General features: G+C 72.0%; 19 protein-coding genes and 1 pseudogene. 13 read left to right on the top strand and 7 right to left on the bottom strand.

Features of this window, described 5'->3' with window-relative positions; translation table 11 throughout:
- The 4 genes and pseudogenes from ACFFIA_RS40535 to menC all read left to right on the top strand — a co-directional run.
- A pseudogene (locus tag ACFFIA_RS40535) lies at nt 1–505 on the top strand (Crp/Fnr family transcriptional regulator); the annotation flags it as partial.
- On the top strand, nt 502–1,539 hold the full coding sequence (locus ACFFIA_RS40530; protein WP_377262078.1) for a family 2 encapsulin nanocompartment cargo protein polyprenyl transferase: 1,038 nt from the start codon (nt 502–504) through the stop codon (nt 1,537–1,539). The pseudogene ACFFIA_RS40535 and the gene ACFFIA_RS40530, both read left to right, overlap by 4 nt.
- Nucleotides 1,540–1,604: 65 nt before the next feature.
- Nucleotides 1,605–2,438, top strand: coding sequence for a GNAT family N-acetyltransferase (locus ACFFIA_RS40525; protein WP_377262076.1), 834 nt, complete (start codon nt 1,605–1,607; stop codon nt 2,436–2,438).
- The gene (gene menC, locus ACFFIA_RS40520) at nt 2,435–3,544 is read left to right on the top strand and encodes an o-succinylbenzoate synthase (RefSeq protein ID WP_377262074.1); all 1,110 of its coding nucleotides are present in this window, start codon (nt 2,435–2,437) and stop codon (nt 3,542–3,544) included. The genes ACFFIA_RS40525 and menC overlap by 4 nt, the downstream gene beginning before the upstream one ends.
- Before the next feature lie 207 nt (nt 3,545–3,751).
- Here the strand turns inward: menC and ACFFIA_RS40515 are convergent, their stop codons facing one another.
- Complete coding sequence (locus ACFFIA_RS40515) at nt 3,752–4,441, bottom strand: DUF4191 domain-containing protein (protein WP_377262072.1); 690 nt, start codon at nt 4,439–4,441, stop codon at nt 3,752–3,754.
- Nucleotides 4,442–4,585: 144 nt separating this feature from the next.
- On the opposite strand from ACFFIA_RS40515, the gene ACFFIA_RS40510 reads away from it, so the two are divergent.
- From ACFFIA_RS40510 to ACFFIA_RS40490, 5 genes are all read left to right on the top strand, one after another.
- Entirely contained in the window at nt 4,586–4,780 is a 195-nt protein-coding gene (locus ACFFIA_RS40510) for a hypothetical protein (RefSeq protein ID WP_377262070.1), read from the top strand.
- A gap of 106 nt (nt 4,781–4,886) precedes the next feature.
- The gene (locus tag ACFFIA_RS40505; protein WP_377262068.1) at nt 4,887–7,763 is read left to right on the top strand and encodes a helix-turn-helix transcriptional regulator; all 2,877 of its coding nucleotides are present in this window, start codon (nt 4,887–4,889) and stop codon (nt 7,761–7,763) included.
- Nucleotides 7,764–8,732: 969 nt separating this feature from the next.
- On the top strand, nt 8,733–10,727 hold the full coding sequence (locus tag ACFFIA_RS40500) for a hypothetical protein (protein ID WP_377262066.1): 1,995 nt from the start codon (nt 8,733–8,735) through the stop codon (nt 10,725–10,727).
- A complete protein-coding gene (locus tag ACFFIA_RS40495) occupies nt 10,712–11,326 on the top strand; it encodes a hypothetical protein (protein WP_377262065.1) in 615 nt (204 codons plus the stop codon). Before ACFFIA_RS40500 ends, ACFFIA_RS40495 begins: the two co-directional genes overlap by 16 nt.
- Nucleotides 11,323–14,499: an ATP-binding protein gene (locus ACFFIA_RS40490; RefSeq protein ID WP_377262063.1), complete on the top strand. Its 3,177-nt coding sequence runs from the start codon at nt 11,323–11,325 to the stop codon at nt 14,497–14,499. The genes ACFFIA_RS40495 and ACFFIA_RS40490 overlap by 4 nt, the downstream gene beginning before the upstream one ends.
- 784 nt (nt 14,500–15,283) lie before the next feature.
- On the opposite strand, the gene lipA is transcribed toward ACFFIA_RS40490, so the two are convergent.
- Nucleotides 15,284–16,243, bottom strand: coding sequence for a lipoyl synthase (lipA, locus tag ACFFIA_RS40485; protein ID WP_377262061.1), 960 nt, complete (start codon nt 16,241–16,243; stop codon nt 15,284–15,286).
- A gap of 288 nt (nt 16,244–16,531) precedes the next feature.
- Between lipA and aspS the strand changes: the two genes are divergently transcribed.
- Nucleotides 16,532–17,782, top strand: a complete 1,251-nt coding sequence (gene aspS / locus ACFFIA_RS40480; protein WP_377262059.1) for an aspartate--tRNA(Asn) ligase — start codon at nt 16,532–16,534, stop codon at nt 17,780–17,782.
- Between the two features lie 73 nt (nt 17,783–17,855).
- Here aspS and lipB read toward each other — a convergent pair whose 3' ends face one another.
- The 4 genes from lipB to ACFFIA_RS40460 all read right to left on the bottom strand — a co-directional run bounded on the left by lipB (nt 17,856) and on the right by ACFFIA_RS40460 (nt 20,795).
- Nucleotides 17,856–18,497, bottom strand: a complete 642-nt coding sequence (gene lipB, locus ACFFIA_RS40475; protein WP_377262057.1) for a lipoyl(octanoyl) transferase LipB — start codon at nt 18,495–18,497, stop codon at nt 17,856–17,858.
- 59 nt (nt 18,498–18,556) lie between these two features.
- Complete coding sequence (locus tag ACFFIA_RS40470) at nt 18,557–18,784, bottom strand: hypothetical protein (RefSeq protein WP_377262055.1); 228 nt, start codon at nt 18,782–18,784, stop codon at nt 18,557–18,559.
- Nucleotides 18,785–18,788: 4 nt separating this feature from the next.
- Nucleotides 18,789–18,956, bottom strand: coding sequence for a hypothetical protein (locus ACFFIA_RS40465; protein ID WP_377262053.1), 168 nt, complete (start codon nt 18,954–18,956; stop codon nt 18,789–18,791).
- Between the two features lie 75 nt (nt 18,957–19,031).
- Complete coding sequence (locus tag ACFFIA_RS40460; protein WP_377262100.1) at nt 19,032–20,795, bottom strand: DUF6311 domain-containing protein; 1,764 nt, start codon at nt 20,793–20,795, stop codon at nt 19,032–19,034.
- 201 nt (nt 20,796–20,996) lie between these two features.
- Here ACFFIA_RS40460 and ACFFIA_RS40455 point away from each other — a divergent pair, with 201 nt between their 5' ends.
- The 3 genes from ACFFIA_RS40455 to ACFFIA_RS40445 are packed head-to-tail and all read left to right on the top strand — an operon-like array spanning nt 20,997 to nt 23,427.
- Nucleotides 20,997–21,956, top strand: a complete 960-nt coding sequence (locus ACFFIA_RS40455) for an ATP-binding protein (protein ID WP_377262051.1) — start codon at nt 20,997–20,999, stop codon at nt 21,954–21,956.
- Between the two features lie 57 nt (nt 21,957–22,013).
- The gene (locus ACFFIA_RS40450) at nt 22,014–22,406 is read left to right on the top strand and encodes an SCO5389 family protein (protein WP_377262048.1); all 393 of its coding nucleotides are present in this window, start codon (nt 22,014–22,016) and stop codon (nt 22,404–22,406) included.
- Entirely contained in the window at nt 22,396–23,427 is a 1,032-nt protein-coding gene (locus ACFFIA_RS40445) for an LLM class flavin-dependent oxidoreductase (protein ID WP_377262046.1), read from the top strand. Before ACFFIA_RS40450 ends, ACFFIA_RS40445 begins: the two co-directional genes overlap by 11 nt.
- On the opposite strand, the gene ACFFIA_RS40440 is transcribed toward ACFFIA_RS40445, so the two are convergent.
- Nucleotides 23,369–24,271: a TIGR01777 family oxidoreductase gene (locus ACFFIA_RS40440; protein ID WP_377262044.1), complete on the bottom strand. Its 903-nt coding sequence runs from the start codon at nt 24,269–24,271 to the stop codon at nt 23,369–23,371. The genes ACFFIA_RS40445 and ACFFIA_RS40440 overlap by 59 nt on opposite strands.
- Nucleotide 24,272: the final 1 nt, after the last annotated feature.

The following is a 24,272-nucleotide window of genomic DNA, read 5'->3' as shown; positions in this document are numbered from 1 at the left end:
GCACAACGCCGATCTGAAGCAGCGGATCCACACGCGCTCCGGACCGCCCACACCGGAGGACCTGGACGACCTGCTCTGCCGGCGGCGCGGGACCCGCTTCTTCCTCGCCCATCCGCTCGCCATCGCCGCGTTCGGCCGCGAGTGCAACCGGCGCGGCGTCTACCCCGCTCCGGTGGAGGTCGAGGGGCGGCGGGTGATGGGCTGGCGCGGCGTACCCGTGCTGCCCTGCGACAAGATCCCGATCAGCCAGGGCGGCACCACCTCGATCCTGGCGATGCGTACCGGCAAGGAGGAGAGCGGCGTCATCGGGCTGCGCCAGACCGGACTGCCGGACGAGTACCAGCCGGGCCTGTCGGTGCGCTTCACGGGCATCGACGCCAAGGCTATCCGCTCGTACCTGGTCAGCGCCTACTACTCGGCCGCCGTGCTCGTACCGGACGCGCTCGGCATCCTCGAAGACGTCGAGATCGAGCCCCGGGCGGCCAGGGACGGGGACGGGCGATGACCGCCGCGTCGGAGATCGCGGGCGGCCGGTCGGCGCCGGAGGTGCTGGCGTGGAGCCGTACCTGCCTCGACCCGGCGCTGCGGGCGGCGGTGGACACGCTGCCCGGCGCGCTGCGCCAGATCGCCGGCTACCACTTCGGATGGTGGGACGCGGACGGCAAGGCGATCGCGGCGGCCGGCGGCAAGGCGATCCGGCCGGCGCTGGTGCTGCTGAGCGCTGAGGCGGTGGGCGGCGACCCGACCGAGGCGGTGCCCGCGGCGGTCGCGGTCGAGCTGGTACACAACTTCTCACTGCTCCACGACGACGTGATGGACGGCGACCGCACGCGCCGGCACCGGGCGACCGCCTGGGCGGTGTACGGCGTCGGGCCGGCGATCCTGGCCGGTGACGCGCTGCTCGCGCTCGCCTTCGACGTGCTGGCCGGCTGCGGTCACGCCGCACTCCAGGAGGGCGGCCGGCTGCTGCACGGGGCCGTGCAGGACCTGCTCGACGGGCAGAGCGCCGACCTGGCCTTCGAGGCGCGTACCGAGGTCGACCTGCGTGAATGCCTTGGCATGGCCCGGGGCAAGACCGGCGCGCTGCTCGGCTGCGCCTGCGCGCTCGGCGCCACGTTCGGTGGGGCGAGCTGGGACCGGGTCGGGCGGTTCAGGGAGTTCGGGGAGCGGCTGGGGCTGGCGTTCCAGCTCGTCGACGACCTCCTCGGCATCTGGGGCGACCCGGCGGTCACCGGCAAGCCGGTCCACGCCGACCTGCGGCAGCGCAAGAAGTCACTGCCCGTGGTGGCCGCGCTGACCTCCGGTACGCCGGCCGGGCGCGAGCTGGCGGCCCTCTACAGTGGAGCACCTCCGTCCGGTACCGACCTGGTGCGCGCGGCCGAGCTGGTCGACGCGGCCGGCGGGCGGGACTGGAGCCAGGCACAGGCGGACGACCTGCTCGGCCAGGCACTGCACCATCTCCGGGCGGCCCATCCGGTCGCCGCGCCCGCCGCCGAACTGACCGGACTGGCCGGCCTCGTCACGCGGCGGGACCGATGAAGGGCGCTGTCCCGGCGGCCTTCGGTCCGTACCCCGATCCGTGACGGGACGCGTACGGTAGAGCGATGAGCGGGCTGGTCGACGAGGCACGGGTCGCGGCGCACGGTGCCGCCGACCGGCTCGGTGTTCGGATCGCCGAGCTGTCCACCATGGACGACCAGCTCGCCGCCGCCGAGCTGCTCCGGCGGGTCTGGGGCGCCGACTCCGCCGACCGCCTGGTCAACGCGAGTCTCATGCGCGCCTTCTCCCACTCGGGCAACTACGTCGTCGGTGCCTACCGCGACGGGCATCTGGCCGGCGCGGCGGTCGCCTTCCTCGGCACCGACCACCTGCACTCGCACATCGCCGGTGTGGAGCCGGGGCGGCAGGGCTCCGGCGTCGGATACGCGATGAAGCTGCACCAGCGGTCGTGGGCGCTCGACCGGAGCCTGTCCGCGGTCTGCTGGACGTACGATCCGTTGGTGCGGCGCAACGCGTACTTCAACCTCTGCAAGCTTGGCGCCCGCGCGACGGAGTACCTGCCGGACTTCTACGGACCGATGGACGACGGCACCAACACCGACGGCGGGCCGAGCGACCGCATGTACGTGCACTGGGATCTCACCGCGCCGGAGGTCGCGGCCGCGGCGCGCGGCGAGTGTCACGAGGTCGACCCGGGCGGCGGCGCCGTCGTGCTGGCCCGGGGCGACGGCGACTTCCCGGTGCCGGGGGCCGACTCCGGCGCCCCGCGGCTGCTGGTGAGCGCGCCCGCCGACGTCGAAGGGCTGCGCGTCACCGATCCCGACCTGGCGGTCCGCTGGCGCTACGCGCTCCGCGAGGCGATGACCCCGGCGCTCGACCGCGGCTACACCGTCGCCGGCATCACCCGCGACGGTTGGTACGTGTTGGAGCGCGCATGAGGGTCACCGGCATCGAGTTGCGGCGCGTGGCGATGCCGCTGGTGGCGCCGTTCCGCACCTCGTTCGGCACCGAGCACGACCGCGACGTCCTGCTGGTCCGCGCGGTCACCGACGAGGCCGAGGGCTGGGGCGAGTGCGTGGCGATGGCCGGGCCCTTCTACTCCAGCGAGTACGTCGAGGGCGCGGCCGACGTGATCCGGCGCTTCCTCGCGCCCGCCGTCGCGGCCCTGCCCAGTGCCGGCGCGGTGGCGGTGGAGCCGCTGTTCGCCCAGGTCAAGGGGCATCCGATGGCGAAGGCGGCGGTGCAGACCGCACTGCTCGACGCGGAGCTGCGGGCGGCCGGGCTCTCCTTCGGCGGCTACCTCGGCGCGGTGCGCGACCGCGTGCCGGCCGGCGTCTCCGTCGGGATCATGGATTCGGTGCCCGAGCTGCTCGACGCGGTCGGTGGCTATCTGGGGCAGGGCTACCTGCGGATCAAGCTCAAGATCGAGCCGGGCTGGGATGTCGAGCCGGTGCGGGCGGTGCGCGAGCGCTTCGGCGACGGTGTGCTGCTCCAGGTCGACGCCAACACCGCCTACACGCTCGCCGACGCCCGGCACCTGGCCCGGCTCGACCCGTTCGACCTGCTGCTGATCGAGCAGCCGCTGCCGGAAGACGACATGCGCGGGCACGCCGCGCTGGCCCGCCAGATCCGCACGCCGGTCTGCCTCGACGAGTCGATCACCTCGGCCCGCGCGGCCGCCGACGCGATCGCGCTCGGCGCCGCCGCGATCGTCAACGTCAAGCCGGGGCGCGTGGGCGGCTACCTCGAGGCGCGCCGCGTGCACGACGTCTGTGCCGCGCACGGCATCCCGGTGTGGTGCGGCGGGATGCTGGAGAGCGGCATCGGGCGGGCGGCCAACGTCGCGCTCGCCGCGCTGCCCAACTTCACACTCCCTGGCGACACGTCCGCCTCCGACCGGTACTTCGCCCGCGACATCACCGCGCCCTTCGTGCTCGAAGACGGGCACGTGCGCGTGCCGACCGGCCCGGGGCTGGGGGTCTTGCCCGACCCCGACGCGCTGCACGACTGCACCACCGCCACCGAGTGGCTGAAGCTCGACTAGTCGAGGCGCGGGTCGCGAAGGTTGTGACCGGCCATCGTGGATTCGGTGGGATGATCATGGGTTCTGTGGCGGTGATCATCCGTGGGACGCGGAGGGTGAGGCCGCGGGAGCAGCGGCCAGGAGCGCGACGGGCATCGCGGCAGCTCTCCTCTGTCACTTGAGGATCGAACCGCGACGGAAAGGGCGAACCTCGACCGCGAGATATCTCTAGCGGCCCCGCATCTGGCGGAACGCGCCCTTCGGCGGCCGCATGTTCTTGGGGATCGCGCCCTTGGGGATCTGCGGGCGGGCGGTGAGAGCGCTGAGGCGCTTGTCGAGCGCGTTGACGTCTTTGCCGGTGAGGTTGCGGGGCAGGCGCAGGAGCGTCGACCGCAGCTTGCGGATCGACAGGTCCTCCTCGCCGGTGCCGACGATGTAGTCGTACATCGGGGCGTTGCCGATCACCTTGGAGAGTCGCCGCTTCTCCTGGCCGAGCAGGCTGCGGACCCGCTGCGGGTTGCCCTCCGCCAGCAGGATCACGCCCGGGCGGCCGAGCACCAGGTGCACCATGTCCATCTGCGTGGTCGAGCTCATGGCGGTGGTCACCCGCCAGTCGCCGCGCATGTTTTCCACCAGCTGCGCGGCGGCGCCCGGCTGCCCCTCCGCGGCATTCATCATCGCGGCGTTGGAGCGCACGTTGAGCACGATGAGCACGGCGAGGAGGGTGAGCAGGATGCCCACGGGCAGCCACAGCCAGCCCCAGGTGATCACCGCCACGACCGTGAGCGCGAGCGGGATGAGCACCGCGCCGGCGACGAGTGGCGCAAACCACTTGTCGCGTTTGGCGGTGAACGAGAAAACCATCCCGATCTGCTTCAGCCGCTGGCGGAAACTGACCTTCTCCTCCGGCTTTGCCATGCCGCGAAGTCTACGGGCTGGGCGCGGTAAGGACCTTACGGCCCCGCGCCGTGGTCCCGACCCCGCGTAAGTACCCCGGCTGCCTCGAACATCGGGCATCGCACCCCATGCGCGGGCGGTGCCTTCGCGCGGAGAGTCATGGTCATGACGATTCTCGACCCGCACGCCGCCCTGACCCTCCACCGCCACCGCGCCGCCGAGCTGCACGCCGAGGCCGACCGGGTACGCCTGGCCCGCGCCGTCGTACGCGGTGGTGCCGGCCCCGAACAGCCCCGCTGGTGGACGCGGGCCGGACGCCGCCGCCACGGGGCCGCGACGCGGGCGCCGGTGCCCTCCTGACCTATCGCGGGACGCGGCCCGCCACGGGGGCGGGCCGCGTCCACCTCGGATTCGCCGGTCGCTTAATCGCTAAGGGATGTCGGAGGCACGTGGCATGCTCGATTTTGTGACCGCCCGAGCCACCAGCTCCGTCCTCGTGGGTCGCGACGCCGACCTCGCGGCGTTGCGCGACGCGCTCAAGCGCGCTCGGGGCGAGGAGTCGACGACCGTGCTGCTCGGCGGCGAGGCGGGGATCGGCAAGACCCGCCTGGTCGAGGAGTTCCGGCGGCTCGCGCTGGGCGAGGGCGTGCGCGTGCTCACCGGCCAGTGCGTGGAGCTGGGCGAGGAAGGGCTGCCGTTCGCGCCGTTCGTGGCCGCACTCCGCGACCTGCTGCGGCGCGACGGGCCGGTCGCCTTCGACGGGCACGAGCACGAGTTCGCCCGGCTGCTGCCCGAGCTGGGGCCGGCCGGCCCCGAGGGGCTCGTCGACGCCAACCGGGGCTACCTCTTCGAGCTGGTCGCCGGCCTCTTCGGCCGGCTGGCCCGGGAGCGCCCGCTCGTCCTGCTCATCGAAGACCTGCACTGGGCCGACCGCTCCACACGCGACCTCATCGCGTTTCTGATCCGCTCCGCCCGCACGGCGCAGGCGCTGCTCATCTGCACCTTCCGCTCCGACGAGCTGCACCGGGGGCATCCGCTGCGGCCGTTCCTCGCCGAGCTCGACCGGGCCCGTGGCGTGGAGCGGCTCGACCTCGACCGGCTCGACCGCGACGGCACGATGGAGATCCTCACCGACCTGCTCGGCGCCGAGCCCCGGCCCAAGCTGGTCGACAACATCTACCAGCGTTCCCAGGGCAACCCCTTCTTCGTCGAGGAGCTGGCCGCCTCCAGCGACCCCGACGGCTGCGCCGACCTGCCCGACACGCTCCGCGATCTGCTGCTCGCCCGCATCGACCAGCTTCCCGACCCGGCCCAGCGGGTCCTGCGGCTGGCCGCCGCCGGTGGCAACCGCATCGGCCACGACCTGCTCGTCGCGGTCGCCGAGGTCTCCGACCACGATCTCGAAGACGCACTCCGCAAGGCGGTCGCGGCCCAGCTCCTGGTCGCCGACCTCGACGGGGGATACGAGTTCCGCCACGCGCTGGTCCGCGAGGCCGTCCACGAGGACGCGCTGCCCGGCGAGCGGGCCCGCCTGCACGCGCGCTACGCCGCGGCGATCGAGGGCCGGCCCCAGCTCGTCGGCGCCGACCGCGCGCCCGCCGAGATCGCCCACCACTGGCACGCGGCACACGACCACCCCCGCGCGCTCACCTCGGCCTGGGCGGCGGCGACCGCGGCCGGCAAGCGCTATGCGTACGCGGAGAAGAGCCGGCTGCTCGAGCGCGTGCTGGAGCTGTGGGAGCAGGTGCCCGACGCGGCCGAGCGACTCGGCATGGACCATCTCGCCCTGCTGGAGGAGACGCTGCTCGCGGCCTCCACCGCCGGCGACTACGCCCGCGCGATGAGCCTCACCCGGGCCGCGCTCGCCGAGATCGACCGAGACGCCGAGCCGCTGCGCGCCGCGCGGATGCTGGAGCGGCGCGGCCGGCTGATGCGCGTGCTCGGCAAGAGCGACGGCGCGACCGAGCTGCGCGCGGCGTACGAGCTGGCCCGCGGCGTGCCCAACGAGCCCGAGCGCGTGCAGATCCTGGCCAACGTCGCGAGCCACCTCGGCAAGGTCGGCCAGGCGGACGGCGCTCGCATCGCCCGGGAGGCCATGGCCGACGCCGAGTCGCTCGGCGATCCGGCGGCCAAGGTGGCGGCGACACTGACCTTCGGCCGGGTCTGCGCCAACGAGATCTCCGCCGAGGCCGGCCTGGCCGAGCTGCGCAAGGCCGAGGAGCTGGCCCGCCGCACCGGCGACGTGCCGCAGCTGGTGCACGCGTTGGTCAACATGTCCGATGCGCTCTTCGAGGTCGGGCAGTACACCGAGTCCGCGCTGCGCGCCGCAGACGGCACGGTCGAGGCCAAGCGGGTCGGCATCAGCCGTTCGACCGGGGCGTTCCTGCTCTCCAACCAGGCCGAGGCGCTTTTCGCGCTGGGCCGGTGGGACGAGGCGGACGCGCTCTGCGCCGAGACCGCCCGCATCGACCCGCCCGGCACGCTCGGCCTCCACTGGCTCCAGATCCGCGCCCAGCTCCGCCTCGCCCGCGCCCACGCCGGTGCCGACGAGCTGGTGACCCGGGCGTTGAGCTTCCTCGGCCGGCCCTACCTGGAGCACCACTTCGCCATCCCGCTGCACGAGCTGCGAGTCGAGGCCGCCCTCCAGCGCGGCGACATCCCGGGCGCGGTCGAAGCGGCCCAGGTCGGCGTCGCGGTGCCGCGCGTCGGGGAGTTCCCCCGGTACGCGTGGCCCCTGATGGTCGCCAGCGCCCGCGCCGCCGTGCTGGGCGCCGACCCCGCGCTCGCCGAGGAGGTCCGCGCGGTCTGCGCCGGCCTCACCGCCGTACATCCCGCGCAGCGGGCGAGTGCGGCCCAGACGCACGCCATCCTGGCCACCGGCGCCGACGCGCTGCCCGCCTGGCAGGCCGCGGTCGCCGCGTGGCGCACAGACGGCCAGCCGTACGCCCTCGCCCGCGCCCTGGGCGGCCTCGCCGAGGCGGCCGCCGCGTCCGGCGATCGAGGGCTGGTGGGGGAGGCGGTCGAGGAGGCATGCTGCATCGCCGACGACCTCCAGGCCACGCCGTTCCGCGACGAGATGGAGACGCTGGCCCGCCGGGTCGGGCTGCGCGTCTTCAGCCGCACCGCGCCCGACGAGCCCGAGCTGCTGACAGTGCGCGAGCAGGAGGTGCTGCGGCTGGTGGCGGAAGGGCTGAGCAATCGGCGGATCGCCGAGCAGCTCTACATCTCGCCCAAGACGGCCAGCGTCCACGTCTCCCGGATCATCGCCAAGCTGGCGGTGGCCAACCGCGTCGAGGCGGCGGCGGTCGCCCACCGCCTGGGCCTGCTCGAAGCCCGCCCGTAAGGCGGGGGCCGCGCTCGCCGGGCCAGCTCGGCGGTTGGGGGCACGGCTGGCTGCTGTTCCGGATCCGGGCGAGGTCCGGGGCCGGAGACGGCGCGACCGGAGCGGCCTGCGGTGCACGCCGTGCGGCGTCGAGCGTGCGCCGGGTGAGGATCGCGGTGGTCAGGTGCGTGACGGCCCCGCCGAGCGTGACGAGGGCGCTGGCCGCCTGGACGGCGACGAGCCACGGCTGCATGGAAGCCTCCACGGTGTTGCGGGCTCCTGGCCGGCGCCCGTTCGGTTCCCACCTCAGCAGCACCTCTGGCCTCCGGCCACGGTCCCGGTGGAAGCCGGAGGCGGGGCGGACGTGCGAGACCGGCGGTGACCTGCCGGATCGGTGCGGAAAAACATAACCACCGAGCGATTCGTGCGGAGCCGGCCGGATGATTCCGGAGGCGACCGGAGGAATGGAGATCCACTTTGTTGCCCGTTGTCGGATGATCGACGACCCTGGTGCTCTTGTCTCGCTCGTATGTATCCTCCGAAACGTCTTCGCATTGATCAGCTCGAAATGTGCCGACGCCGATCCTGATGTCGTTCGGTGGTCGTGTGTGCGTTCGCGCCGTCCGATGAGGACGGACGATCTGAAATCGCCGAACGGAGGAGTCGGGATACAGAACATGGCCGATGGCACGCGCCGACTGTCGACACGAGACTGTTCCCGCGAAGCTGCCGGACATCCATAACGGGCCGATGGTGGGGGTGAGCACGCTGGCGTCCGACCCCGATGTCGATCTCATCCGGATACGCACGCCAGATGATCTCGTAAAGGCGCTCAACAGGCTGAAAGATCGTTCCGGGCTGTCGCTGAGCGACATAGAGCGAGAAAGTCGGGGATACGACGATCTTCCAGAGCTCCGGGCGATCAAGCCATCCACACTGAGCGACGCGCTCGGCGGCAAGCGACAGATTTCCCGGCCTTTGCTTCTCAGCATGTTGCGGGTCTGTGGCGTGCCGGAAGACAGGCGGCGGGAGTGGCTCGCCGCGTGGGAGCGAGCGGCCGCGTCCAGCATGTCCGAAGAGAATCGCTTCTACGCCGCCTCGCCCCGCGAGCTGGGCATCCACAGCGCGATCACGACCTTGGAAAGCGTCGGCGAGCTGCCCGAGTACGTGGATCGCGACTTCGACTTCCAGCTGCGCAACGCGATCGCCGCCAATGTGCCCGACCGGGGCAGCTTCGTGGTGCTCGTCGGCGGCTCGTCGACCGGAAAGACGCGCTCGCTCTACGAAGCGGTGTACAACCTGGTGCCGGACTGGTGGCTGATCCATCCGACCGAGGCGCGGGAGCTGCTCGACCTGAAGAACTCGCCGCCCAGCAAGACCGTCTTCTGGCTCGACGAGTTGCAGCGCTACCTCGGCAGCCATCCGCCACTGTCGTTCGAGTGCGTCCGGGCGTTGATGCGCAGGGGCAACATCGTCGTCGGCACGATCTGGCCCGACCAGTACACGGCCCAGATGGCCGCCCGGTCGCCGGGGGCGGACGACAACGACGACACGCGCCGGCTGTTGAGGAGCGCCACCGTGATCAGCGTCCCCGACACGCTGTCACCGGGCGAGATGACGCTGGCACACCAGGCCGCCGCGAAGGACAGCCGGATCCGGATGGCGCTGGAGACGCGGGACGCGGGGCTGACGCAGGTACTGGCCGGAGGGCCGGCGCTGGTGATGGCATGGGAGCAGTCGCCGACGGCGTACGGCAGGGCGATGATCACCGCGGCCGCCGACGCCCACCGGCTCGGCGTGCTGTCGCCGCTGACCGAAGACCTCCTGGCCGAGGCGATGTTCGGCTACCTACGGAGAGCGCAGCGGGTCAGACCGAGGGAGGAGTGGCTCGACCAGGCGCTGCCGCACGCGACCCGCCCGCTGTACGGGGACGTCTCCGCACTGTCGCCCGCCGACGCTGGGCGGGCGGGGACGCTGGCCGGGTACACGATCGCCGACTACCTGGCCCAGCACCTGCGCCGTGTACGCCGTACGACGCCGGTGCCGCACGACGCCTGGCTGGCCCTTGTCGCGGGCGTACGCGGCCTCGCCGACCTGCGCCGGCTGGCGGATGGCGCGCTCGCCCGGCTCCGTTACCGGTACGCCGAGCGGGCGCTCACGCGGCTGGCCGACGAGTACGACGACCGCGCCGCCGCCATCGAGCTGGCCGAGCTGCTGGTTCGCCAGGGCCGGTTCGAGCGGGCGGTGGAGGTGCTGCGAGGCTGGTTGGCAACCGCCCCGCGAGACCGCACGGTCGGGTCGCACCTGTCCCGGACGCAGGAGTTGTGGCAGCGGGTCGAGGATCTCCGCCCAGCCGCGCACGCTGGCGACCAGACGGCCCGCGATCGCATCGACGGCATACTCGCCGACGGAGGCGTCTGCGATGACCTGCGTGCCAAAGCCGAAGCCGGTGACTCGGTCGCGGAGGAGCGGCTGATCGAGCACCTTGTCGAGCGGGGGCACCTGCGGGAGCTTCGTGAGCGGGCCGACCGCGGCCACCAGTTCGCGGCGGAGGCGCTGGCCGACCTGTACACGGCGTGGGGCGAGGTGGACCTGTTGACCGCCCGCGCGGACGCGGGCGACGAGGCGGCGAAGCTCCGGCTGCCCAAGGCGCGTATGGCCGACGACCGGGCGAGCGGTGCGGAGTCGGAGGTCGCCGAGCTCCGGGCCGCCGTCGACGCCGGCAAGCCCGACGCTGGCGAGCAACTGTGCGCGCTGCTGTTCGAGCTGCGCGACGAGGCCCAGCTCAGCGCGGAGGTGGAAGCGGGCACCGACGGCGCGGCCGATCGGCTCCTCGCCCTCTACACGGCGATGGAGAGTCACCCGCCCGAGCACCTGGCACAGCTCCGCGCCTTCGGGCTCGACGCGGACGGCGAACCGTTCACCCCGGATCCGACCCCCTCGACACCGCCCCTCGAAAGGACCCTTGGATGGCCGACGACCTGACCCCGACGGACTACGCGTACCTCATCATCCTGAAGGTCGAGGGCCGCGAGCTCTCGAACAACGAGATGGGCGAGCGGTACGGCGTCCGGCTGCAAAGCCCCGACTACGCGAAGCTCAACGGGCTCGGCTATGTGCTCTCCCAGACCAAGCGGCGCCCGTACACGCACGTCCTGACCAAGGAGGGAGAGAAGTTCCTGTCGGGGCGGTTGCCGGTCGCGAAGACGAAGGGGAGCAGGCGTCCCACGCGGGAAGAGATGCTCTGGGCAGCGGTGGCGGCGCAGCACAACGCCCCCGTGCCGGTGCCGGTTCCGGTGCAGCGTACGGACGCCCCGGCGCGGGGCCTCGGCGACCGCATCCGGGCCGCGTACGCCGCACTCGCCGACGGACCCGGCGACTGGGTGAGCCTGTCGAAGATCCGTCCGCTGGTCGGCGACGTGGCGAAGTCCGATGTGGACAAGGTGCTCCGGCAGCTCCTCGACGCGCCCGATGTCTACCTCGAGCCGGAGCACAACCGGCACCGGATCGACCGCGCGGAACGGGAGGCGGCGATCCGGATCGGCGGGGAGGACAGGCACAAGTTGGCGATCGGAGTGCGATGAGCGCGGAGAAACTAGCGGCGCTCGCCGCACTCCGGTTCAACTGGGCGCAGGTCCCCGACGACGTGTGGCGACCCTCGCCGTTCCACGTCGACGGGCTGTATCCGGCGGTCGTCCGCGACGTGCTCGACGGCATCGCCGAGGCCGGGGGCGACTCCGACGCCAACCCGGTCGGCCTGGTACTGGAGGGCCGGGCCGGCACGGGCAAGACGCACCTGCTCGGCTGGGTCCGTCAGCAGGTGCAGAAGCAGGGCGGATACTTCTTCCTCATTAGCCTGCTCGACAGCCGCAACTTCTGGGACGGCCTCCTCGTCCTCATGCTCGACAGCCTGGCTCGGCAGGTGCCCGAGGGCGGGACGCAGCTCAACCTTCTACTGCGCCGGCTGTCGTCGCGGGTCGGCGCGCCGCGGACCGCGCGCCGTGCGGTGATGGGCGAGACCGAGCTGTCCCGCGCCTCGCTGGACTCGTTCATCGACAGGCTCACTGACTACGACCAGTACGTGGCGAACACATGCCGCGACACCGCTCGGGCTCTAGCGCTCCGGGCTTCCCTCAACGAGGAACACCAGAATATCGCCGACAACTACTTCGCCTGCGGCGCGGACCCGATCCCGGACGAGCGCCAGGCGTGGGGTATCCGCCGCACGCCGCGCACGGCACAGGATGTGGTCCGGGACATTTCGTGGCTGCTTGCCCTGACCGGCCCGACAGTCATCGCGTTCGACCAGATCGACACGATGGTCTCCCAGTCGGCGCTGATGGAGGATCTGGCCAAAATCCAGCAGACCGTGGTGGTAGCCGAGATCGCCAACGGTCTGACAGCGCTGCGAGAGCACACCCGCCGAACCTTTACGGTCGTCGCCGCCCTGTCCCAGACCTGGAAGCTCATCGAGAGCAAGGCGATAGCCTCGGTTGTCGACCGGTTTCGCCGCTCGCCCGTGCTGGAGGGGATCCGTGACCCCGCGATCGCCCGCCAGATCGTCGAGAAGCGGTTCGCCACCCGGTTCGGCGAGGTCGGCTTCACACCCGACTATCCGACCTGGCCAGTGCGGGACTCCGTGTTCCAGGAGGCAATCAACTACTCGCCGCGCCGACTGCTCATCGAGATCGACCGTCACATCCGCGCCTGCCTCATCGACCAGGAGGTTCGGGAGCTTTCCCACCTTGGCGAGGTATCGCCGGCACCGGAGCCGAGCGCGCCGGAGTGGACCGCACCGACCGTGCCCGAGGAGTCGCTGGCCCGGATCGACGCGCGGTTCGAAGACCTGAAGCGCGATGCCGATGTCACCTCGCCTCTCGAAGGCGACACCGAGGACGCCACGTTTCCCGAGCTGCTCTCCGCCGGGCTCCGCGCCTGGATCGCCGAACGGGGCGACGCCGCCGGGCTCTTCTCCGTCGACCCGCCGCCCAGCGACAAGCCGGACCTGCACGCCCGGCTCCGCCGCGAGCTGGACGAGCGCCCCGAGGAGGAGCGCGCCGACGACGGGCGCAGCGAAGACCAGGAGCACTGGTGCTTTCGGGCGATCAGCGACACACACCACGGAGTGGCCGCCCTGCACCGGCTCCGCCGGGCACGTACCGCCGCCGGACTCACCTCCGACGTGGCCAAACGCAAGCTCTTCCTGATCCGCAACGGTCCCTGGTCCTCGTCGGGCAAGACCCAGCAGGCGATCCGGGAGTTCGCCCGGGACGGCGGGACGACGCTGGCCGTCGACGACAGCGACCTGCGCGTGCTCGCCGGGCTCCACGGGCTGCGGGACGAGTCGCCGATCGAGTTGCAGGCGTGGCTTGTCGAGCGGCGACCCACCGCCCAGATCACCCTCTTCAAGGAGGCGCTGTCGGACGCCGAGGTCAGCCCGCTTAGGGGTACGTCGCCCAGCCCGCCCAGCAGCGAGACGGGCGAGCCCGGCGGCGAGACCGGCGAGCACCGCCCCGTGCGGAGCGCGGCGAGCGAGTTCGTGCTCGGCACCGCGTACGAAGGCGGTGAGCCGGTGCCGGTCTCGCTGGAGTCCTTCCGCAAGCACGTGGCGATATTCGCCGGTTCCGGCTCCGGCAAGACGGTGCTCCTCCGGCGCGTCGTTGAGGAGTGCGCGCTCCAGGGCGTCTCCGCGATCGTCCTGGACCCCAACAACGACCTGGCGCGACTGGGCGAGCCGTGGCCGGAGCCGCCGGCCGGTTGGGGGCCCGCCGACCCCGCGCGGGCCGCCGACTACCTGGCGAACACCGAGGTTGTCGTCTGGACCCCGCGCCGCGAGACCGGTCGCCCGCTGAGCTTCCAGCCACTTCCCGATTTCGGCAGCGTGCGTGACGATCCGGACGAGTTCGGCGCGGCCGTCGACGCGGCGGTGGCCGCCCTGGCCCCACGGGCCAACCTGGTCGGACGGGCCACGAAGGTACACCTGGGGCTGGCGGTGCTACGGCGCACGGTCGAGCACTACGGGCGGCGGGGGGGCAGCACCGTGCAGGGGCTCATCGACACGCTCGCCGACCTGCCCGACGGCGTCAGCGGGCTCGCCGACGCAAATAAGATCGCAGCCGACCTGGCGCAGACGCTGACCGCGTCGATGGACAACGACCCGCTCTTCGGCGGCAGCGGTACGCCGGCAGACCCCGGGCTCCTGCTCACTCCCACACCGGGCAAGCGGGCCCGGATCTCGGTCGTCAGCATGGTCGGCCTGGGGTCGGACGAGTCCCGGCAGAGCTTCGTCAACCAGTTGCAGATGTCCCTCTTCGCGTGGATCAAGAAGAATCCGGCGCGGGACCGGCCACTGCTCGGCCTCTTCGTCATGGACGAGGCACAGACGCTGGCACCTTCGGGACAGATGACCGCTTGTACCCAGAGCACGCTCGCCCTCGCCGCGCAGGCCCGCAAGTACGGGCTCGGCCTGGTCTTCGCCACTCAGGCGCCGAGGGGCCTGCACAACCGCATCCCCGGCAACGCCGCGACCCAGTTCTTCGGCTTCCTGAACACGTTGGTCCAGGTCGACGCCGCCCGGGAGATGGCCAAGGTGAAGGGGGGCGACGTCCCGGACATCTCCCGCCTGCGCGCGGGCGAGTTCTACGTCGCGCTGGAGGGCGAAGCGCCGCAGAAGGTCCGCACGCCGTTTTGCCTCAGCCACCATCCGCCGAGCCCGCTGACCGAGGAGGAGGTCATGGCGCGGGCGAGGAAAGCCTAGAGACTGCGCGGTCGAGGTCTCAGCGGCTCGTGCGACCACGTCGCCCCACGATCGAACGGACAGCGCCGCCCACCGCGCAGGGCAACGTCCGGACCAAGACGAGTTATGGCTGAGGTTCGTGCTTTCCGTTGCGGTTCGGTTCTGGTGTGGCAGAGGGGAGCTGCCGCGATGCCCGTCGTGCTCGCGGCCGCTGCTCCCGCCGCCTCACCGTCCGCGTCCCCACGATCGCGACCCGGCCCGAGGCGGGCCTCGGCCCGGGGCGAACTGTCGAGTTGGGCGCGCTAACGCGCCCAACTCGCGCCGTATCACCGGCGCGCGTTCGGCACATGGTCTGCCGCCGGCACACTTGCTCAGCTTCGCGACCGGTCCGGGATGGTTGGTCGACCTCGGCGGCGCCGGTCGGCACGGGCAGGGGCTTTTTGTCGGGGGCATAGCCCTTGCGGCCGGTTTGAAGGGGCTATGTCTCCGACAATCGCCCATACCTGCCGGGTCCGGCGTTCACGCCGCGAGTCGTGTATCCGGCGTCCCGTTCGGGTTGGGCGCTCCGGTGCGCCCAGCTCGACAGCTTCTCCAACAGGACACCAGGTCCGAGCGCGGCCCAGCCGCCCGACCACCTCGACTCCGAAAGCCCCATTGATCCGCGGCGTCGTCGCGACGTCCCGTGATCGCCGTGGCGTGGGCGCTGGCCCGCGCGAACCGCGGAGGGTGAGGCCGCGGGAGCTTCGGTCTGGACCACGACGGATGTCGCGGTAGCCCAAATCTGTCTCTGAACGGCTTGTGCGGCTCAGGCGGCTCGGGCGTCGAGGGCCTGCTGGTAGAGGCGCCCGGCGCGGTAGGACGAGCGCACCAGCGGCCCGCTCATCACGCCGGCGAAGCCGATCCGCTCGGCCTCCTCCTTCAGCTCCACGAACTCCTCCGGCTTGACCCACCGCTCCACCGGATGGTGCCGTGGCGTGGGCCGCAGGTACTGCGTGATGGTCACCAGCTCGCAGCCGGCCCCGTGGAGGTCGCGTAGGGCCTGGGAGATCTCGTGGCGATCCTCGCCGAGGCCGAGGATCAGGTTGGACTTGGTCACCAGGCCGGCGGCGCGGGCCCGCGTGAGCACGTCGAGCGAGCGCTCGTAGCGGAACGCGGGGCGGATGCGCTTGAAGATGCGCGGCACCGTCTCCACGTTGTGGGCGAGCACCTCGGGCCGGGCGTCGAAGACCTCGGCGAGCTGGGCGGGGTCGCCGTTGAAGTCGGGGATCAGCAGCTCGACACCGCAGCCGGGCTGGAGCTTGTGGATCTGGCGGACCGTCTCGGCGTAGAGCCAGGCGCCGCCGTCCGGCAGGTCGTCGCGGGCCACGCCGGTGACCGTGGCGTAGCGGAGGCCCATGGTGGCGACCGACTCGCCAACGCGGCGCGGCTCGTCGGCGTCGAACTCAGCCGGCTTGCCCGTGTCGATCTGGCAGAAGTCGCACCGGCGCGTGCACTGGTCGCCGCCGATGAGGAAGGTGGCCTCGCGGTCTTCCCAACACTCGTAGATGTTGGGACAGCCGGCCTCCTGGCAGACGGTGTGCAAGCCCTCACGCTGGACCAGACCACGCAGCTCGGTGTACTCCGGGCCCATCTTGGCCTTGACCTTGATCCACGGCGGCTTGCGCTCGATCGGCGTCTCGGCGTTGCGCGCCTCGATGCGCAGCAGGCGCCGTCCCTCTGGAGCGATGGTCACAGATCTGAGCCTACGCTCGCTGTGTCCGCGCATGAACACTAGGCGACGAGGCTCACCATCTCCTTTATGTGATGCCGACCACCGGTTTGTCCTGCTACGGTGGCGCGAGCGGCAGCGACGGAACCGAGTAACGCCCCGATCCCGCCGGCCGAGAGAGCCACCAGATGCTGTGACGGTGGCCCGGCGCCGGGGCGCGAAGACACTCCCGAGCCGCGGACAAATGAGGCCCCTCCGGGGGCGAAGGCGCGGTGGCACCGCGAGTTCCCCACTCGCCCGCGCCCAGTCGGGGATCGCGTTGCGCGACTGACAGGAGGTGCCGGAATGCAACGCATCCTTTCCATCCAACTTCCTGCCCACATCGGCTCGAGTGTGCGGCTCGCCGGTTGGGTACACCGCCGCCGGCTGCTGAAATCGGTGGCCTTCCTCATCGTGCGCGACCGCGCCGGGCTCAGTCAGGTCGTGGTCACCAACCCTGGCGTCCGCGCCCAGGTCGAGGCCGTGGGGGAGGAGACCGCCGTCGAGATCGTCGGCACGGTGATCGCGAACGGGGCCGCGCCCGGCGGGGTCGAGGTGGTCGAGCCTTCGGTACGGGTACTCGGTGCCCCCGCCGAGCCACCACCTTTCGACCTGTTCCGGCCGCAGTTGGGGGCGACCCTGCCGACCCAGCTCGACCACGCGTCGCTCTCGCTGCGGCACGCCACGCGCGCGTCGGCACTCCGCCTCGCGGCGGCCGCCACGGCCGCGTTTCGCTCCACACTGGACGGTTTGGGCTTCGTGGAGGTGCACACGCCGAAGATCGTGGCCAGCTCCACCGAGAGCGGGGCGAACGTCTTCGCGCTCGACTACTTCGGCCGCCCCGCCTTCCTGGCCCAGTCGCCGCAGTTCTACAAGCAGACGCTGGTCGGCGTCTTCGAGCGCGTGTACGAGGTGGGGCCGGTCTTCCGCGCCGAGCCGCACGAGACGGGGCGGCACCTGGCCCAGTACACGTCCCTCGACGCCGAGCTGGGCTTCGTCGAGGACCACCGCGACGTGATGGCCGTACTCACGCGCGTGGTCAAGGGCATGGTGGCGGCGAGCGGGCAGGAGGTGGCGCTGGCGGAGGAGTTTCCGGCGGTGCACTTCACCGAGGCGCTGAAGATCGCCGGCGCCCCACCGGACGAGCCCGACCTCGCCCCCGCGCACGAGCGGGCGATCGGGGAGTGGGCGCTGCGCGAGCACGGGTCGGACTTCGTGTTCGTCACCGGGTATCCGATGGCCAAGCGCCCCTTCTACACGCATCCCGACCCATCGCGCCCCGGCTACACCAACGGCTTCGACCTGCTATTTCGGGGCGTCGAGCTGGTGACGGGCGGCCAGCGCCTGCACCGGTACGAGGACTACCTGGCGGCACTGGCGGCCCGCGGCGAGCCGGTGGCACCGTACGAGTCCTATGTGGAAGCCTTCCGGCACGGCATGCCCCCACACGGCGGCTTCGCGATCGGCCTGGAGCGCTTCGTGGCCCGTCTCACCGGCGCCGGCAACGTACGCGAGGTGACCGCCTTCCCGCGCGACCGCCACCGCCTGACACCGTAGGAGCCTGGTGCGTCCGTTGTGCTCCTGCCACCACGGACGCACTCCGGCCGCTCTCGCGCGGTCCCGGGTCGCGCTACTCGGCGAGCAGCGTGGGCAGGTGGCGCTCGACCACCGGGAGGACGTCGGCGACCGTGATCTCCCGGCCCAACTCGGCGGTCAGGGAGGTGACGGCGGCGTCGCGGATGCCGCAGGGCACGATGCGGTCGAAAACGGACAGGTCGCAGTCGCAGTTGAGGGAGAAGCCGTGCTGCGTCACGCCCTGGGAGACGCGGATGCCGATGGCGCCCACCTTGCGGTCGGGGCCTCGGTCGTCGGCGCGGACCCAGGCGCCGCTGCGGCCCTCGATCCGGGTCGTGGCCAGGCCAAACTCAGCGCACACGTCGATGAGCAACTGCTCGGTGCGGCGCACGTAGGCCACCACGTCGATCGGGTCGGGCAGCTTGAGGATCGGGTAGCCCACGACCTGCCCGGGGCCGTGCCAGGTGATCTTGCCGCCCCGGTCGACGTCGATGACCGGCGTGCCATCCATCGGGCGGTCGAACGGCTCGGTGCGCTTGCCCGCGGTGTAGACGCTGGGGTGCTCCAGCAGGAGCACGGTGTCGGGCTCCGCGCCGGTGACGACGGCCTCGTGCAGGCGCCGCTGCTCATCCCACGCCGCCAGGTAGTCGATGCGGCCGAGAATCCGGTGCCGCAGCCCGGTCAGTGCGCTAGTCACGCCCCCAGCCTAAACCCGACACGGTGCCTGATCACCGCGTGTCGCTGCTCACGTCACCCTCAGGCCGCGGCCTCCTCCTCCCGCTCCCAATGGAAGCGATAGGCCCTGAGCTGGTCGGCGCGGGTCTGCCACAGCTGGCTCCAGTGGTCTCGGCCGCACGCCGCGGCTTCGGCTGCCTCGCGCTGTGCCTGCGCCACGCTGGCCTCTCGGTCGTTGACGAGGAAGTCGCGCATCTCCTTGAGGTGGCGATCCATGAACTCCCAGCCGCCCGGGTCGCGGTCGTCCATCTGCTCAAGCCAGCCTTTCGTCGAGTCGGCCGATCTCATGCTGCTTTCGCTCGATCTCGTGGTGAAAGTGCGCCAAACCGATCTCGTACTGCGCGATCTTCAGTCGGTCTTTCTCGATCTCGGCATGAAGCTTGATCCGCCGAAACTCGTCGGCCGACCGGACACTGTCCACTGCGCACAGCCCCTCTCTGGATGGGGCCTCCCGTGAGGATTATTTTCGCACAGGGGTTCGGAGCGTGGGGGGCGCTCAGACCCGCCAGAGCCACACGTCCTCGACCCGCTGCGGCGGGCCCAGCAGTTCGGTCGTCGCGCGCAGCAGCGCCTCCGGATGCGGTGTGAACTTCGCCCCGTGCACCTGGTCGGCCAGCACCACCGCCTCCGCGCCCCAGTAGCGCAGGTCTTCGCGGGCCGCCGCCCGGTCCGCGTCGGTGATCGGTGGTACGACGCCGGTGCGCGTGACCTCGAAGAGCAGGTCGGCCGAGGGGCGGGGGACCGGGCCGATGCGCCCCTTGCCGTCCGGGCCGCCGGGGCCGAGGAAGAAGCCGGCCGGGATGCGAAACTCGCCCTGCCGGTGTGCCAGCGCGTACGTCTGCCAGCGCTGCCCGTCCGGCAGCACGTCGGAGGTGGGCGGCACCGGGGCGAGCACGCCACCGTCGCTCACGTACTCCCGCCAGGTGCCGGAGGTGATGAAGCGGGGGATCGGCTCGTACTCCGAGGTGAGCAGCGGCACCGGCACCAGCGGCAGCAGCGCCACCGCGAAGGCGCCGAGCCAGGCTGGGGCCGGGCGGGAGCCGAGCGCCGCCAGCGCGTACGCGAGCAGCACGCCGACCAGCGGGATCACCACGAGCGCCAGCCGGGCCGGCAGCGCGGCGTTGAAGACGGGCATGGCGCCCAGCGCGGCGTACGGAAGCGGGATGCCGGTCAGCCGCTCGTCGACCCGCAACTCCGGCCCCAGTGACAACACCGAGAACACACCGGCGGTGACCGCGAGCGCCCGTAGCACCGCCCGCCGGCCGGCGTCGGCCCGCCGCCAGAGCAGCACGAAGCAGGCGACCACCAGGACGAGCAGCGGCAGGCCGAAGAAGGAGTTCTCCTCGGTGGGGTTGGGCGCGAGGCCGGTGCCCAGCCCGGCCACGCCGGCCAGCGAGCGCTCCGGAAACGCCCCGAACGCCACGAGGTCCTCGTTGTGCACCCTCGGGTCGAAGCCGGTGCCGTGGAAGCGCTGGGGGCCGAAGAAGTGCAGCCACAGCGGGTACGACAGGAGCACCAGCGCGGTGCCCGCGGTGGTGGCGAGCCCGCGCAGGAAGGTGGGGAGCGCGGCCCGCGCCTCGGCGCGCTGGGAGAGGGCCCACACGCCGAGGAAGACGCCGCAGGCCAGGGCGGTGAAGAAGAGCCCTTCGGCGGCGATCGAGAACGCGACCGCCACGAGCACGCCGAGGATCAGCCCGTTGCGCCGCCAGCGGCCCGGCTCGCGGAGCGCGAAGACCCGCCACACCACTAGCGGCACCAGCCAGCCGGCGGTCCAGTTGAGGTGGGCGTTGGCGTGCGACACCATGCCGGGCGCGAAGCCGCAGAAGAGCCCGCCGACCGCCGACGCCAGCACCGGCAGCCGGAAGAGGCGGGAGAGCAGCAGGTACCAGGCGAACGCCGTGGCGGCCAGGTTGAGCGTGAGGATCACGACGAACGACCACTGCGCCCCGGCGAGCAGCGTGAGTGGGGCGAAGAGCACCGCGTACACGGTGATCGAGGTGTTGACCGCGAGGTTGACGCCGTCGGGGACGTTCATCAGGTGGGTGAAGAGTGGGTTTTCGCCGTGTGTGAGGGCGTGTGCGCCGAATGCCAGCAACCACTCGAAGAGTGCCTGGTCGCTGGAGTTGACCGTGATCGTGCGGCGGTCAGGGTCGGCCCAGAGTCCGGCGGTGACCAGCACGGCGAGCCCGATCGCGAGCGCGGCGACGGCGAGGTCGGGCCGGCGGCGCGAGGAGGACGGCGGGCCTACGGGCGCGGCCATGGGCTCGGTCAGCGTCACGGCCCGTCACATTACCAACGAACCTTTTTCGACCTGAACTGCGCGGTGCCCCGCGCCTCAGGACAGACCGTAACGGGAGGTTGAAAAAGGTTCGGCGCCTCGACACGCCCGAAAGCGCTTGCGTCGCTATTGGAAATGACATCCAATACGAGCAAGTGCAGAGAGTACAAGGAGCCCCGTACCGTGAAAATCGCTCTTGTCGGGAAGGGTGGAAGTGGCAAGACCACACTGGCCGCCCTCCTCGCCCGCCATCTGGCCGGGAGTGGTGCGCCGCTGCTGGCCGTCGACGCGGACATCAACCAGCACCTGGCCGCGGCGCTCGGCGCCGCGGAGGACGAGGCTGTGCTGCTGCCCGCGCTCGGCGACCACCTGTCGGCGATCAAGGAGCACCTGCGCGGGAGCAATCCGCGCATCTCCTCGGCCTCGGCCATGGTCAAGACCACGCCGCCGGGGCGGGGCTCCCGGCTGCTGTCGGTCACCGGCGCCAACCCGATCTACGACGCGCTGGTGCGTGAGGTCGGCGGCATCCGGCTGGCGGTGACCGGGCCGTTCGCGACCGAGGACCTCGGCGTCGCCTGCTACCACTCCAAGGTCGGCGCGGTCGAGCTGCTGCTCAACCACATGATCGACGGCCCGGGGGAGTACGTGGTGGTGGACATGACCGCCGGGGCCGACTCGTTCGCCTCCGGCCTCTTCACCCGCTTCGACACGACGTTCCTGGTCTGCGAGCCGACGCTGCGCAGTGTCGGCGTCTACCGGCAGTACGTGGGGTACGCGCGCGACTTCGGCGTCCGTGTCCACGTGGTGGGCAACAAGGTGGACGACGAGTCCGATGTGGACTTCCTTCGCACGCACGTCGGCGACGACCTGCTGACCTGGATGGGGCGCTCGGCGTACGTCAAGGCGGCCGAGCGGGGCACCCCCCAGCCGCTCTCGGTCCTTGAGACTGCTAATCGTGACGCTCTGGACACGATGCGTGAAGCCGTCGATGCTTGTGCGAAGGACTGGGCCACCTACACCCGGCAGGCGGTGGAGTTTCACCTGCGCAACGCGACCGCCTGGGCCAACGAGAAGGTCGGCGAAGACCTCGCCGACCAGGTCGACCCCGATTTCGTGCTCGGGCCAGAGGTACTGGTCCACTGAGTTGCGGCGGTGCCCCGCGCGCAGCGGAGGCGCCGCCCCGTACACCAAAGGAGTCTCATGTCCCTCGACGTACCCGCCGCCCTGCTGGAGCGCGCCGAAAGCGGCCAGGTCGACGACGCCGAGTTCGTCGCGTGCGTGCGCGAGTCGCTGCCCTACGCCTGGGCGGTCGTCTCCGACGTCGCCACCCGCTCGGCGGCCACGGCGGACGAGTTCGCCGACCACGCCGTGCCGCCGCCGAGCGAGAAGGAGCGTGGCGAGCTGCTGCGTGCGCTCGCCAGCGACGCGATCCGGGGCGGGCTGGAGCGGCACTTCGGCGTGAAGCTGGCGTTCCAGAACTGCCACCGGGTCGCCGCCTTCAAGCTGTCCGCGGTCGGCGGCGAGACGTACCAGGACTTCATCTCGCCGGTGGCGCAGATCCGCAACCAGTCCCCTGAGCTGCGTGACTGCTGACCTCTTCCTGCTCTCGGCGCACGGCGCCGCGGCGACCGTGGAGTACGCGGTCGCCGCGGAAGCCGCCGGGTTCGCCGGGGTCTGGCTCGCCGAGCACCACTTCATCGAGTACGGGCGCTGCCCCTCCGCCACCGCGCTGGCCGGCGTGATCCTGGGGCGCACCAGCCGGCTGACCGTGGGCACGGCCGCCTGTGTGCTCTCCAACCGCCATCCGGTCGCGCTCGGCGAGGAGGCGGCGCTGCTCGACGAGGCGTCCGGCGGGCGCTTCCGGCTCGGCGTGGGGCGTGGCGGGCCGTGGGTCGACCTGGAGGTCTTCGGGACCGGGCTGGCCCGCTACGAGCACGGCTTCGGCGAGTCGCTCGACGTGCTGCTCGACTGGCTCTCCGGCCGGGCCACCGTCGCCGCCGCCGGCCGGCACTTCGACTTTCGCGAGGTGGCCGTGGTGCCCCGCCCCGCGCGCCCGCTCCCGGTGTGGGTCGCCGCCACCTCGCCCGCGACGGTGGAGGTCGCGGCCGCGCGCGGGCTGCCGCTCCTGCTCGGCGTGCACGACGACCCGGCCCCGCTGCTCGCCCGGTACGGTCCGGCCGGCGCGGAGCACGCCGTCGCCCGGCTGGTGGCGCTGGGGGAGAGCCGGGCCGCCGCCGAGGGCAGGCTCCGCCGCACGTTGCGGCCGTGGCTCGCCACCACGCGGGGGTACATACGCCTGGACGGCGCGCCGCCCCGCGACACCGACGCGTACGCCGAGCACCTGATCCGGACCAGCCCGATCGGCACGCCCGAGGAGGTGGCGCAGGGGCTGCGGGCCACGGGCGCGGCGCGGACGCTGCTGATGGTGGAGGCGGCCGGCGACCGGGCCGCGACACTCGACCTGATCGCGGCGCTCGGCGCCGAAGTGCTGCCGCGACTCGCCCCCGCCGACGCGAGGCTCGACGGTCGCCACGCAGGCCACGCGGAGGCCGGGCTCAGCGGTCGTGCAGGGCCGCCTCCAGGGCCTGGTGCACGCCCGGCCGCCGAAACGTGAAGCCGGCGTCCAGCAGCACGCCGGGGCGGGCCCGCACGCTGGCGAGCGTCTCCGGTGCCATCTCGCCGAGCGCGACCCGCAGCGCGAGGGTGGGGATCGGCATGATCACCGGGCGGCCCAGCGTGGCGCCGAACTCCTTCGTGAAGTCGGCGTTGCGCACCGGCTCCGGCGACACGAGGTTGACCGGGCCGGCGATCTCCGCCCGCTCGAGCAGGAACGTCATCGCGAGCAGCCAGTCGACCATCGAGATCCACGGCATCCACTGCCGACCGCTGCCCAGCTTGCCGCCCAGCCCCAGCCGAAACGGCAGCATCTGCGGCTTGAGGTAGCCGCCGTCGCGGTGCAGGGGCGTGCCGCTGCGCACGAGCACCACGCGCACGCCCGCCTCGGCGGCCGGGCCGGTGGCCGCCTCCCACATCTTGCAGAGGTCGGCGAGGAAGCCGCTGCCGGGCGGGGAGCTCTCGTCGACGGTGCTGTCGCCGGTGTCGCCGTACCAGTTGATGCCGCCGATGTTGACCAGCGTGCCGGGGCGCTGGCCGGCGGGGCGGGCGGCCAGCGCGCGGGCGAGCGTGCCGGTGGTGTCGACGCGGCTGGAGACCAGCTCCCGCTTGTACCGGTCGGTCCACCGGTGGCCGCCGATGTTGGCACCGGAGAGGTTGACCACGGCGTCGTACGGCGCCAGCGCCGCCGGGTCGAGCGTGCCGCCGGCCGGGTCCCAGGTGATCTCGTCCGGGCCCTTGGCCGGCCGTCGCACCAGCCGCGCGACCTCGTGCCCGTCTTCGCGCAGCCACCGCGCCAGTCGCTGGCCGAGAAAGCCCGAGGCGCCGGAGATGACAACCCGCATC

Source organism: Phytohabitans kaempferiae (assembly GCF_042433955.1).
Taxonomy (GTDB): Bacteria; Actinomycetota; Actinomycetes; order Mycobacteriales; family Micromonosporaceae; genus Phytohabitans; species Phytohabitans kaempferiae.
The sequence above is the reverse complement of the archived record's forward strand: the minus strand, read 5'-3'. Positions and strand labels throughout refer to the sequence as shown.